This window comes from Paenibacillus allorhizoplanae, assembly GCF_927798215.1.
Classification (GTDB): Bacteria; Bacillota; Bacilli; order Paenibacillales; family NBRC-103111; genus Paenibacillus_E; species Paenibacillus_E allorhizoplanae.
The window spans coordinates 59,198-73,274 of record NZ_CAKMMW010000030.1 but is presented as its reverse complement, the minus strand read 5'-3'; the positions used below and the strand labels follow the sequence as shown (position 1 = coordinate 73,274).

The 14,077-nt window shown below is 47.4% G+C and carries 9 protein-coding genes; all 9 read left to right on the top strand.

The features are described 5' to 3' along the window. Positions 1-165 precede the first annotated feature (165 nt). The 9 genes from L6I86_RS31385 to L6I86_RS31345 all read left to right on the top strand — a co-directional run bounded on the left by L6I86_RS31385 (position 166) and on the right by L6I86_RS31345 (position 14,015). Positions 166-1,098 (top strand): ABC transporter permease, encoded by a 933-nt coding sequence (locus tag L6I86_RS31385; protein ID WP_235550613.1) that lies wholly within the window; start codon positions 166-168, stop codon positions 1,096-1,098. Between the two features lie 18 nt (positions 1,099-1,116). Beyond that, positions 1,117-1,998: a carbohydrate ABC transporter permease gene (locus L6I86_RS31380; RefSeq protein ID WP_236292600.1), complete on the top strand. Its 882-nt coding sequence runs from the start codon at positions 1,117-1,119 to the stop codon at positions 1,996-1,998. Positions 1,999-2,167: 169 nt separating this feature from the next. Next, complete coding sequence (locus L6I86_RS31375; protein ID WP_236292597.1) at positions 2,168-3,757, top strand: extracellular solute-binding protein; 1,590 nt, start codon at positions 2,168-2,170, stop codon at positions 3,755-3,757. Between the two features lie 88 nt (positions 3,758-3,845). After that, complete coding sequence (locus L6I86_RS31370; RefSeq protein ID WP_236292596.1) at positions 3,846-4,883, top strand: response regulator; 1,038 nt, start codon at positions 3,846-3,848, stop codon at positions 4,881-4,883. After that, a complete protein-coding gene (locus L6I86_RS31365; RefSeq protein ID WP_236292594.1) occupies positions 4,883-6,736 on the top strand; it encodes a cache domain-containing sensor histidine kinase in 1,854 nt (617 codons plus the stop codon). Before L6I86_RS31370 ends, L6I86_RS31365 begins: the two co-directional genes overlap by 1 nt. A gap of 332 nt (positions 6,737-7,068) precedes the next feature. Beyond that, a complete protein-coding gene (locus L6I86_RS31360) occupies positions 7,069-7,836 on the top strand; it encodes an SDR family NAD(P)-dependent oxidoreductase (protein WP_236292585.1) in 768 nt (255 codons plus the stop codon). Then, positions 7,833-9,902: a heparinase II/III domain-containing protein gene (locus tag L6I86_RS31355; protein ID WP_236292583.1), complete on the top strand. Its 2,070-nt coding sequence runs from the start codon at positions 7,833-7,835 to the stop codon at positions 9,900-9,902. The genes L6I86_RS31360 and L6I86_RS31355 overlap by 4 nt, the downstream gene beginning before the upstream one ends. A 227-nt stretch (positions 9,903-10,129) precedes the next feature. Next, positions 10,130-12,430 (top strand): DUF4962 domain-containing protein, encoded by a 2,301-nt coding sequence (locus L6I86_RS31350; protein WP_236292582.1) that lies wholly within the window; start codon positions 10,130-10,132, stop codon positions 12,428-12,430. A 232-nt stretch (positions 12,431-12,662) separates the two neighbouring features. Next, positions 12,663-14,015 (top strand): extracellular solute-binding protein, encoded by a 1,353-nt coding sequence (locus L6I86_RS31345; RefSeq protein ID WP_420851959.1) that lies wholly within the window; start codon positions 12,663-12,665, stop codon positions 14,013-14,015. Positions 14,016-14,077: the final 62 nt, after the last annotated feature.

The following is a 14,077-nucleotide window of genomic DNA, read 5'->3' as shown; positions in this document are numbered from 1 at the left end:
GTGATCGTCCCCTTGCTTAACCCAAAAACCTAAAAAAAACACAAGTGAGTGAAAAGCCATTCCATAGTTGAAAGCGCTGTATCAGGGTACGATAGACCTATAACATCGACGAAGATTAGTGAGGGGGGCCAGAGGATGGCGGTCAACGCACAAGCGGTAAAGCAAATGAGTGGACGTAAGCAGATGAGCAAAGGCAAGTCCTTGCTGCGTACGTTTTGGAAGTATAGGGCGCTATATCTAATATCGCTGCCGGGCATTATTTATTTTATTGTTTTCAAATATGTGCCGTTGCTAGGATCCGTTATTGCTTTTCAGGACTACAACATTTTCGACGGCTTCACAGGCAGTAAGTGGGTTGGCCTTGAGCATTTTACCCGGATGTTTGCACACTATGATTTCCTTAATATTTTGAAAAACACGGTACTCATCGGTGTTTATGATTTGCTGCTAGGCTTTCCAGCGCCGATTATTCTCGCATTGCTTTTGAACGAGCTGCGCATCGTGGTGTACAAACGTATTCTTCAAACGGTCGTGTACATGCCTCACTTCCTGTCCTGGGTTATCGTGAGCGGGATTGCGATCGGTATTCTATCCCCGTCTACAGGAGCAGTCAACCACTTCATTACTTGGTTAGGCTTTGAGCCTATTTATTTCATGGGTGAAGAATCGTGGATTCGTACCGTGTTGATTTCCTCAGGTATCTGGCGGGATTCCGGGTATGGTACCATCATTTATCTAGCGGCACTAGCGGGGATTAATCCCGATCTATATGAAGCATCTGAGGTAGATGGCGCCAATCGGTGGAGACAAACAATATCAATTACACTGCCTTCCTTGTTGCCGACAATTATGATTTTGTTCCTCTTACACATTGGTAAATTCCTTGACTTTGGCTTCGAGCGTGTTTATGTATTCTTGAATCCGCTTAACAAAGAAAGTGGCGAAATTCTAGATACGTATATTTATGCGCAAGGTTTACAAGGTCAACAATTTAGTTATACGACAGCAATTGGACTCTTCAAAGCCGTTGTAGGCGTGATCTTTATTGTAACAGGTAATATTTTAAGCAAAAAAACAACGGGTGAAAGCTTGTACTAAGACGGAGGTGAACGCTATATGAATCGCAAGCCGACAGCCGGCTGGCAAGTGTTTAACGGCTTTAATATATTATTTCTATCACTCCTATCGTTAGCGATGCTCCTGCCGTTCTTAAACGTGCTGGCTCAATCGTTCAGTTCTTCGGAATCTATTGTGAATGGGAAGGTATTGTTCTGGCCCGTTCAGTTTACATCGATCAATTATCAATATGTATTTAGTGATGCGGCAATCTGGCGTTCGTTCGGAGTAACCGTGTATATTACTGTAGTGGGAACACTCATCAATCTGATCGCGACCGCCTCACTCGCTTATCCAGTATCGCGTCCGGAGTATGCCGGCCGTAATGTGATTGTTATTATGGTTTTGATTACGATGGTTTTCACAGCGCCGCTCATTCCTAACTTTATCTTGATGAAAAATTTACACCTGACGAACTCGCTCTGGGCTTTAATGATTCCAGGTGCGATCAGTGCCTTTAACTTCTTCATTATGCGTTCGTTTTTCATGCAAATTCCGAGTGAGTTGATTGACTCAGGACGAATCGACGGCTGTTCCGAGCTCAGAATGATTTGGAATATTGTTTTGCCGCTATCCAAACCGGTTATGGCTTCTCTAGGGATTTTCTACGCTGTCAGCCATTGGAATACGTTTCAAGCTGCATTGTACTATGTAAATAAGCCTGCACTATGGCCGCTTCAAGTAAAGCTCCGTCAACTGATTGTATCCGAGGACATTAGTATTGATCCGAACGCCTCCCAGTTCAGTGGACTTGCTCACATGGATCCAGAAGGCATCAAAATGGCGACGATCATTATCGCAACGCTTCCGATCATTATTATTTACCCGTTCTTACAACGTCATTTCGTTAAAGGTATGATGGTTGGGTCGGTTAAATCCTAGTCGGTGTCGACAGATTTATACAAAAAACCTACTTTTTAACTCTTTTTACACAATTCTAAAAAAAAGACAATTCGAACTAAAGACAGTCCATAGTCGCTAATTGTAAACGCTTTTACAATGAGGGTATGAAAGTGTTAGTTACTTAGTCGATATGAAAAGAGGGGTAGAAATGAAAAAATGGATTCCCACGACGATGGCTGTCGTATTAATGGCCAGTGTGATGGCTGCTTGTTCTTCTTCCAAGACTGAGGATAAACCGGCATCAAATGCTGGTGCGACTACAGCTGCTAGCACAAAGCCAGCAGAAAAAACAAAGTTCTCTATTTCCTTACGTACACTTGCTTTCGGACATGTTGAGAAATCGCCTGATATTAATCAAGACAAATGGGTGAAAAAGCTCGAAGAACTAACTAACTCCGATATGAATATCGTGCTTGTTCCACACAAAGAATATGAACAAAAAATGATCCAAATGTTTGCAACAAATGACATCCCTGACGTCGTACAAGGCAGTGGTGGCGTGAACGGGAAGGAAATGGCGGGATCTGTAAAAGCAGGCGTATTCCAACCGTTAGATGAGCTGCTGAAGAAGTATGGTCAAAATTTGTTGAAAAAAGTTCCGAAAGACGCTTGGGATAACGTAACGTACAACGGTAAAATCTATGCGATTCCGGAGTACTTGTCCAATCCGTCCCGTCGTTCGATCTTTATCCGTAAAGATTTGCTAGACAAAGCAGGTTTAGGTGTGCCGAAAACGGTTGATGAGTATATGGCTGTTCTGCGTAAGTTCAAAGAAATGGGTGTTGAGAACCCATACATGGGCCGTGAGAACTTTAAGTATGCTGATTCCTTCTTCGGTGCTTATGATGTGTATCCGTACCTGTCGATGTTCGAGAAGTCTGGCGATCAAATCCTGCCGAAATTCTTTGATACAGAGAACATGACGAAAGCCCTGCAAACGTACAAAACGATGTTTGACGAAGGCTTGATCAACAAAGAATTCGCAACCATCAATGCGACTGTGTTCAAAAACACGATTCTTGCAGGTAAAGCAGGTATGTGGTCCATGAACGCCAATGAAATGCTGCAATGGGAGACACAACTGAAAGCAACAGTGCCAACGGGCGATATCGAAATTATCAGTTCCCCGACTGGACCTGACGGTAAAGGTGGTCACTACTTGTATGGACCAGCGCCGCGTGCTTACTTCATCAACAAAAATGTGAAAAATGCTGAGCAAATTATTAAGTTCTTCGACTGGATGATGTCCGATGAAGCTGAGAAATTCTTCACATTCGGTATCCAAGGCGACACGTATACAGAAGCTAATGGTAAAATCGACTACAAAGCACCAACAGATCCAGCTGCAGTCGATGAAGAGCGTTACCGTCAATCTTTCTTGTGGCTTGTCCAAGATACAACCTATAATAAGGGTACACTTAGCTTGACAGAAGATGGTAAGAAATTGATGAACGTGTATGACACGACATTGAAGAATGAAGGACGCGATGGTATCAACTTTGAGCCTCGTCTAGAATCTTTGATGAAGAACCCTGATATTTCACCGCTTTCCGACCAAGCGCCTCCAGTTATTCTTTCCCACATGGTGAAAATGGTTTATGGTAAAGAACCAATTTCCGACTGGCCGAAAGTATTGGAAGAGTGGAAGTCCAAAGGTGGAAACGAAGTTATCAAGGAAGCAACAGAGAAATTTAATAGTAAAGATTCCGGTACGACTGTGTCGATGCCAAGAAAATAAGCTCAGTTCCTGAGCATGCCGCCTCCTCACGTGCCCAACGGTACGTGGGGAGCGTGCATTTCATCCCATTTTGAAAGGAGAGTTTCTCATGTACCGCATACTCATTGTCGATGACGAACCGATGATACGCAGAGGATTACAGAAGCTTGTGGAACAATCGGGGCTGCCCATTGAAAGCTTGCGAACGGCTGAGAATGGTGTTGTCGCAATGCAGCGGATCCAAGAGGAACGACCTGATTTCCTTTTTACCGATATACGCATGCCGAAGATGGATGGTCTGGAGCTATGTTCACAAATTGCCGAGATGGATGCTGACATTCAAGTGGTCGTGATCTCCGGCTATGGGGATTTCGAGTACGCGCAGAAGTGTGTGTCTTACGGGGTCAAAGAATATTTGTTGAAGCCAGTCAACATTAAGGGGTTTCAGCTCGTGTTAGAGAAGCTCATTCTGAATAAAAGCAAGGTCAGTTCGGAGTCTTTTGTCGCAGTCACGAAGCTAGAGAGCTGGGCTACTCGTTTGGAGCAAGCGGTGTGGATGCTGCAGCAAGAGGAGCTTGACCGGGATCTCGAGGAGATCAAAGCGGAGCTAGGTACTTATAAACTAAAACTCAATCGCATGAGCGATATTGTGCAGGAGATTTATACCCTTGTACATGGGCGGCTTACAGTCCGCGATGTGTATATGATTCAGGAAGAGCCCCAGATTTCTGCTTCTCTCAGCGAGGAAGATGTGTGGCTGTGGTTTACGTCCTCTGTGAAAGCGCTGCTGCAAGAGCTCAAGAGCAAGCGCAAAGGCAAGCAGAAGGACCCTGTTGAAGAAGCGAAACAGTATATGGAGAAGCATCTGGCGGAGGAAGTTTCCTTAGAAGAGGTAGCTGAATTCATTGGATTGAATCCTTCCTACTTTAGCCAATTGTTTAAGCAAAACACGCAAGAAACCTTCGTTCAGTATCGAACGCGTCGACGTATGGAGAAGGCGAAAAAGCTGCTGCAGCAGCCGCATTGGCGCATTACCGATATTTCCGGTGAGGTTGGGTATGCGGATCATCCGCATTTTACCAAAACGTTCAAAAAGTATGAAGGCTGTCTACCCTCGGAATACCGTCAGCGAATGGGGATCCGGTAATGAAGAGAAAGTCGCTATCGCGTCAAATTTATGCGTATTTTCTTATCGTTATCGTCCTATCGTTGGTGTCCGTTGGGGCTGTGTCCTATGTGCAATCTTCACGAGCGCTGGATGATCAAGTTAAGCAATATATGGAGCAGATGGTCGATAGTGCGAACTATCAAACGGATAGCTATTTACAGGCGTATGAGCTGCTCAGCAATGCCTTTTCGTCGAATTCGGACGTGCGGGCATTCATGGAAATCAAGCCAGATGATGGTTATGAATACTATGTGTATTCGGAAAAAATCAAGGAATTCGCCCGAATTTCGGTCACTTCCGTCATTACCCTGTATAAACAGCTAAACATGAGCTACGTCGTGGGTCAGCACGGTCGATCTGTTATTTATGAGAATCAGAACCTGCTGAATTTCGATCCAGTGCTTGTTCGTGAAAAGTTCGACTACTTGATGAAATCAACGCCAGGTGATGGCAAAATTGCGCTGCTCAATATGAGTATCCGTCCTGTTGATGAAGGGTCCGTTGTCACGATGGCTCGCAAAGTGAGGGGTCCATCCTATGGGGATGCCAACCGCGGAGTTGTCGCCATTGAAATCAAGCTAGATGAACTTGCGAAGACGTGGGACCGTGTTAGCTTGGGGAAAGAAGGCTTTTTCTTCATTGTGGATGACACTGGCAACTACATTTATCCACGTACGATGAGTGAACGCAAATCACAGGATGAGTTAGCTTCGCAGGTGCTGACAAGTGGAAATCAAACATTTTTGTCCAAATATAATGGCGAAGAACGTATGTTTGTGTCGAGGAAATCGGGCTACTCCGATTGGAACCTTGTTGCCTCTATGCCGGTGCAGGAGCTGCGCCGACCTGCCAACACGATTCGAACAACGACGATCATTGTAGGTCTGGTTACATTGGCTGCTGCACTTGTGCTTGCTTCTAGCTTTGGTCGCTCCATTATTAAGCCGATTCGGGATCTCAAAGACAGCATGCGGGAGACGGAGAAAGGGAACTGGCAGTATATCGAGGACGCGGGGAGAACGGATGAGATGGGTGGACTCATTCACAGCTACAACCTGATGGTAACGCGTCTATCGGATATGATCGAGCGTGTATATGAGGCCGAGCTGGAGCAGCAGAAAAACGCGCTCGAGCTTGGCGAGACCAAGCTGGAACGTCAGAGGGCCGAATTTCAGTCGCTGCAGCTGCAAATTAACCCGCACTTCTTATACAACACACTGGAAACGATCAACTGCTACGCCATTGTTCAGGATTCGGGAGAAATCACGGAGATGGTTGAGGCCATGGCTTTCATGCTTCGCTACTCCGTTCAGACCAACCTAGAGGAAATCACGGTTGCGAATGAGCTGAATCATGTACGGAACTATATGATTATTTTGCAGCATCGTACGGAGCGGGAATTCGAGATTGATGTAGCGATCCCGCCAAGCCTGCTGCTAGAAAAGATGGTCCGCTTGACGTTACAGCCGTTGATTGAAAATATTTTTCAACATGCTTTTCCAGATGGTGTGGAAGAGCGGCATACCATTCGTATCGATGCTCGCAAAGAGGGCGGTTTGTTCCAAGTTTTCATCGAGGACAACGGCACGGGCATGAAGCCCGAAAGACTTGCTGAGTTACGCAGGAAGCTGGAGGAGAATCGTTTGGCGGAGCCGGAAGAAGCGAGCACCGGGACCAAGCGTGGTGGCGGCATCGGTCTGATGAACGTCCATCGACGGATTCAAATGGTGTTCGGCGAAGCCTACGGGCTGTCCGTTGACAGCGAGTGGGGACGCGGCACCTGTGTCACGATGACGATGCCGGAGACAGCGCGGCCTCGGCTGCGCGGGTGACAGGGAGCAAACCGAACCCTTTTCCCGTCTCTGCCCACGGATTGCCCATTCGCCCCGTACCCGCCGCCTCGTCTAACGGACACAGGGGACGTTATTCGGTCTTTTAGCGGGATTCACATGCTCTAACGGACAACACGGCCGTTATTCTCCTGTTTGGCGCACAATTTTGCCCCAAACCGTAAATAGCTGCGCTGGTGTCCGTTACAGGAGGATACTGTCTCTCTTTTTAGAAATAGCTGCGCTCATGTCCATTAGAATTGCACAGGTAGTTACGCTGCATAAGCAGCGATTCAAATAAAAAATAAGTTTTACATCCATGGGAGGATACCACAATGAACATTAACTTAACGGGGAAAATAGCACTTGTAACAGGATCGAATGCAGGGATTGGACGAGCGATTGCACTAGCATTGGCTAGCAACGGTGCGAAAGTAGGCGTGAACTGCCTGAACAATGTAGCACAAGGCCAGGAAGTTGTTGCTGAAATCCAAGCTTTAGGTGGGGAAGCGGTACTTGTACAAGCAGATGTAACGAATGTGGAGCAAATCGACAGACTAGTGAACGAAGTTGAGCAAGCGCTTGGTGGAACAATCGATATTCTAGTGAATAACGCGGGTCACCTTGTACAACGCGTTCCGAATGTAGATATGTCCGAGGAAATGTACGATCGCATCATGGATGTCAACTTGAAAAGCACGGTATTCGTATCCAAACGCGTCCTTGCAGGTATGAAAGAAAAAGGCTACGGCCGAATCATCAATATGACTTCTGTAGCTGCACATAATGGTGGCGGACCAGGTGGAAGTGTGTATGCGGCAAGTAAAGCAGCAGTGCTTACGTTCTCTAAAGGTTTGGCCAAAGAAGTTGCGGCAAGTGGTATCACCGTGAACAACGTTTCACCGGGTTTCATCGGCAACACGATGTTCCATGCGACATTCACGACGGATGCTGCGCGCCAAGCAACAATTAATGGCATTCCACTGCAACGTGAAGGAACACCAGATGATGTAGCTGGCGCAGTTCTTTACCTGGCTTCCAATTTAGCTGCTTATGTAACAGGTGAAACGATTGAAATCAACGGCGGGATGATGATGCGATGAGTACCGCGATCCCTTTGGCCGCTAAAGTAGAGACATTGACGTGGGCGGGTCAAACCGCTCACAAACTTAAAGAAGAAATCGACAGGCTGCAGCAAGCAGGCAGCCTGATCGTTCCTAAAGAACCTGGTGGTTGGTGGCACCAGTATGTTTGTCCACACCATCATACCGAACTGACGTTCGATGAAAGATTTGTAGATGCTTCAGAATTTCTGTGCCCACACGGGTGTGTGATCACAGGTGATGCCTACCGTGGTGCTTGGCTCGTTTTTAAACACCAGTCCTTGGCACGAGTGGCGTTGCAGTCGGCCGCTGTTTATGCAGCGCTGGGTGATGTTTCCTATGCACAGATTAGTAAACGTTTGCTTGTCGAGTATGCGGAGCAATTCCCGCACTACCCGGTGCATCCGGAAGCACAGAGCTGGATGCTTAAGGGACGTGCCTTCCACCAAGCACTGACGGAGGCAATTTGGTCTACAACGCTGATACGAGCCTATTTACTGCTTCGCGATGGAGGCATTACCTTTGACGCGAAGGAGCAAGTAGCAATCGACGTGTTCTTAGGTTTGTTGGCGGGAAGTATGGAGGAGTACCGGCATATTTTGATCCATGAGCGGAACAATGCGGAGAACAACTATACCGCTTGGCTGAATGCGTCCTTATCTTGTGTGTACGCGGCTCGTGGCGAGCAAGCGCTACTTGAAGCGCTTATTGAAGGCCAAGGCGGCTTCATTCATCATTTATCCATCGGCGTGAAAGCCGATCAATTCGAATTCGAAGGAAGCACGTATTACCATGTATTCGTGCTTCGTGCCTATCTCATCGCTGCCGAAATGGCGCAGCGCTTCGGCATTGATCTCTACGCCACGACTGGCGCAGAGGGGCAGTCCATGCGCGGCATGCTCGAAGCGTTGGCCGACTTAGCCGACGACCAGGGCGCTTTGCCGGCCCTGCATGACGGGCCGCTTGAGCGGGGCCCTTACGCCCGCGAAATCGCCGAGATCGCTGAGCAGGGGCTCGCGATCTACGGCATCTCCGGCCTCGCGAAGGTGCTGCGCGAAGCCTACAGGCAGCTAGGCGCTGCCGGAAACGAGCAGCTTGAGGCGCTGCTCTACGGCGGAGGCGCTGACCGCGCCGCTACCTCAGAGCCTCGCGGATCTCGGCTCTGGCCGGACGCTGGCTTCGTCATCGGCCGCATCGCGGGGAACCCGCTGTCGTTCCTCGCCGATTTCGGCGAGCACGGCGGTTCCCACGGCCACTACGACAAGCTACATCTGACGTTGATGCACCAAGATCAAACCCTAACACCCGATCTGGGGATGGTGCCTTACGGCTCGTCCATGCGCAGATCGTGGTTCGCAGAGACAGCCAGCCACAACACGGTTTCGCTGGCAGGTCAATCGCAAGCGCCGCATGAAGGGCGCCTGAAGCACTATGAATCGACAGCGTCTTCCGTTTACGCTTGGCTGCAATCAATGGAAGGCTACGAAGGCTGTACGATGAATCGACATCTTTTGCTTACGGAGGATTGGATGTTGGACTGGTTCCAAGTTGAGCTTTCTGGTGATCAACCGCAAGCGATTGAATGGTGGATGCACCCTGTTGTAGCGGTAGAAGCTTTGCAACAACCACTTAACCCAGAGGCTAGTTATCAATTGCTTGTCGCTGAGAAAGTAGGGGACGTTACGACGCTCAAGGAGCAGCAACTGCCGATTACTAGCCGGTTCGTACCGACTGAAGGGGTTGCCGGCAATGAAGCGGGTGAACTGCAAGCTTCTTACAACCTCACGAACTCAGACGCTGTCATCTTCCACTCCGCACTCGTTCAACCAGGAGATGAGATTGTGGCTGTTCAGACACCAGGCGATGCCGTGGATCCTAATCGTTCACTTACAGCGATGCTTCACCGCCGTATGGACCACAAGGCGGATTTCATTCATGTCTATCGCGCAGGCAGTCCAGTTCAGCTTTCACAAATAACGGATCATGAAATCAGTATAACCGTTGCTAATGTTTCTAATGAGGCTGTCCGTGTTAAAATGACAGATAAAGGATTACAAATTCTGTAATTTGTCATTCGGTCTTTTGTTCGAAAGATATACTCAACGCGCAGAAACTCATAAACTCAAAAACACTATATAACTCACTTCTAACGCATGGACACACTTTCGCATTCATCGAGCTTATGAAGTTGCAATCATTTTCACATTCATTTCATTCTTATAATTTATCAAGCTTCACCTACTTCCGTAACACTCATAAGCCTTACAGAACCAAGCCTGGAGGGGAACAATCCATGTCATTATCGCCACTTTACGAACCGCAGAGCGGTGTATTAACTGTACAATACGAGCCGAACGAAAAGACGGTGTTGCTGGAAAACCCGCCTCGCTTCACGTGGATTCCTGCACAGCTAGAGCACGATCGTTATGTGCTGCAGATTGCACAATCAGAGACTTTCGAACCTGCCGAAACACAGACGGTCCAACCAATTCCCTATAACTTGTATACACCTGATGCTGCGCTCAACGCAGGCACATACTACTGGCGCTATGCATTGCTCGAAGAAGATGGCGAACAAACGGCATGGAGCTGCATTCGCCGTTTCGAAGTACCAGCAGATTTGCCGGAAACACCTCTGCCAAGCAGAGCCACCCGATACGCAGAGGTTTCTGTTCAACATCCAAGATTGTGGCTGCAAGCATCGGAGGTAGAAGCCTTTCGCGCCGAGTTGACGACGGATCCAAGCTATTGTGAATTTGACGTCTTCTTCGAGAAGTCTGTCAAACCTTGGATCGAACGAGATCTGATTGCCGAGCCGCTTCATTACCCAGGAAATAAGCGAGTAGCCAAATTGTGGCGTCAAATGTATATGGATACACAAGAAGTCTTGTATGCGGTACGTCATCTGGCAGTAGCAGGTAAGCTACTCAACAATGCCACACTATTAGATCGAGCCAAAACCTGGCTGCTAAACATTAGTACATGGGACATTAAAGGGACGACGAGTCGCGACTATAACGACGAGGCTTCCTTCCGAATGGCTGGCGCCATCGCCTGGGGCTATGACTGGCTCTATGATCAACTATCCGAAGATGAACGAAAGCATATTCGCCACGTGCTGCTCGAACGTACACGCCAAATCGCGCAACACGTGATCGAACATTCCAAAATTCATCACGTACCGTTCGACAGTCACGCCGTACGCTCTTTATCCAGTGTGCTGGTGCCATGCTGCATTGTGCTTTTGCAGGAGGAGCCTGAGGTTCAAGAATGGTTAGACTATACCCTTGAATATTATGCATGTCTCTACTCGCCGTGGGGCGGGCCGGATGGGGGCTGGGCCGAAGGTCCGATGTATTGGACGACGGGGATGGCTTTTGTTACGGAAGCGATGAATTTGCTGAAGAAATATACAGGGATTAACTTTTATAAGCGACCATTTTTCGCGAAAACAGGTGATTTCCCACTGTATGCGTTCAGCCCAGACACCTTGCGTGCAAGCTTCGGCGATCAGTCGACATTGGGGGATCCAGTCAGCTTGAAAACGGGCTTTAACATTCGTCAATTTGCAGGTGTGACAGGAAACGGTTTGTATCAATGGTATTTCGAACGAGTTCGCGAGACAGATACAGATTCAGAAATGAAGTTTTACAATTATGGGTGGTGGGACTTCCGATTTGATGAAATGGTCTATCGCCATGACTATCCGCAGGTTGAAGCCATCGCACCTACCGATGCGAATATTCAGTCGGTCAAATGGTTCCGTGACATTGACTGGGTCGCTTTCCATTCCAATATGGCGGATCCGGAGCGTCACATTATGCTTCTCACGAAGAGCAGTAAATACGGATCTGTGAGTCATAGTCATGGCGATCAGAATGGCTTCTTGCTGCATGCTTACGGCGAACCTCTGGCCATTGAGAGTGGTTATTACGTGGCGTTCAGCTCTACGATGCATATGAATTGGCGAAGACAAACGCGCTCGACGAATAATATTTTGATCGACGGACTCGGTCAATACGCTGAGAAGAACAAAGTGCTAAATATGGCGGCCAATGGTTTTGTCGAAATTGCCGAGCAGCGCAAAGGCTATGGCTATTCCCGTGCTAATGCAACCGCGGCATACCAAGAATATGTGCCATACCTGGAACGGTATGTGCGGGAGCTTTACTTCTTCGGCACTTACGTAGTGGTTGTCGATCATATCGACCTCGCACAATCGGGGACCGTAGATTGGCTATTCCAGACCTTGTATGAGATGAAGCTGAATGGACAGACCTTTAAGGTTCAAGGGCATAAGGCCGACATGGACGGTCGTTTCGTCTACTGCTCCTCTGGAGAGCTAGAGCTTACACAGCATCAGAGCTTCACTGACATCGATCAGTCGGAGATCGAAGGTTTGCCGCCGCACTATCATTTGAAGGCAAGGACTCAATCTTCTCGGAGCCATCGTATCGCAACGTTGCTTGTACCGATCAAGCATGGTGAACCGAAATACGTATCGTATTTCATGGACGATCAAGGCTTTGACGTTCATATCTACTTCACCGAAGACGGTATCACGAACCGCGTAGAAGTGCCAAAGGCCTACTAAAATATCCTGTTTAACCAAGCGATTCCATGTCAGCGAGAGCTGCCGAGGGGTCGCTTTTTTCTTGTTAAATATCGTTAAAATAATAAAAAAACACCCTAGGGGGAAACTTAAGGTGCAGAGATAAACCTATAGAAATCAAACATCATACCTAAAGTTCACGCATTGTAAGGGGTGCCAATTACACGGCATAATAGGATCATAAAGACATTCACTCAAACGAGGGGGATTTACATTGGTGAAAAAGTATAAAGCACTACAAGTTATTGGGGCAAGCGTGCTAGCCATCAGTTTAACAGCATGTGGTTCTAACGGAGATAGCAAAAGCACGGCTTCACCGGCTGCAGGCGCATCAACAGCTCCAGCTGCTACAGCAAAAGCTGAAAACATTACGATCACGTTCCAAAACATATATCCGGATCCGACTGATCCGAAAAACGGTATGTTGAAAAAAATCGTAGCGGATTACCAAGCGAAAAACCCAAACATCAAAATCGAACTTGATTCCTTGAACACGGATCAACAAAAGCTTAAATTGAAAACTCAAGCAGCTTCCAAAGAAGTGCCGGACATCACAATCGTGAATCCTGCTGCTCAAATGCAGCCCTTCGTAGATGCAGGCCTATTTGCACCGTTGAATGACATGGTTGAGCAAAACGGACTTAAAGATACGTTCCAAAGCGGTATTCTTGACTTCTATAGCTTCAACAAAAACATTTACGCATTGCCAGATGGTAACAACATCGGTGTTATCTACTACAACAAAGACTTGTTCAAACAAGCTGGAATTGCAGATATTCCAAAAACCTTCGAAGAAATGGTTGAGGACGTAAAAATCTTGAAATCCAAAGGCATTCAGCCAATGGCGATCGGTGAAAAAGACTCCTGGACGGGTTCCTTCTTGTTCATGAACGTATTGCTTCGCACCAACGGCGGCCCTGGATTCTTGCAAGCTGTTGTTGACGGTAAGAAAACATTCGCTGATCCTGCATTCACGGATGCTGTTAGCTCTTTCGAAGACTTGATCCAAGCTGGCGCGTTCCAAGAAGGCGCAACTTCATTTGATTACAACGCAGGCGAGAACTTGTTCAAAACAGGTAAAGCGGCTATGTACTACATGGGTAGCTGGGCAACTGGCGGTATCGAAACTTCTTCCGTTAACGGTAAAGTTGGCGTGTTCCAATTCCCTACAGTTAAAGGTAAAGGTAACCCTGATGAGTTCATGTTGGCTCCGGGATCCGCATTCGCTATCTCTGCAAATAGCAAGCACTTGAAAGAAACAAAAGATTTCTTAAACTTCTTCATGTTGAACTACCCGAAAGAAGCGTTCAAAGTTAAAGGCGCTGTTGGTGTAGGTCAAAAAGTTGACGGCGACTTCAAAGCTGCTGGATACTCCGATATGGCAATGGATGTTCTTGGCTTGTTCAAGAAAGTTAAAGGCGGCGACTTAGCGTTTGATAACACAATGAACCCAGGAACTGCACAAGGTCACTTAACTAGCATTCAAAATCTTTTCGTACAAAAAGTTGATCCTGCAACTGTAGCGAAAGAGCACCAAACAGCTTACGACACAAATAAAAAGAAATAAATTGATTTGATGTAGTAGCCCAATAGGGAATTTACCTAGAGCACCTCAGAGGTGCTAAGGGT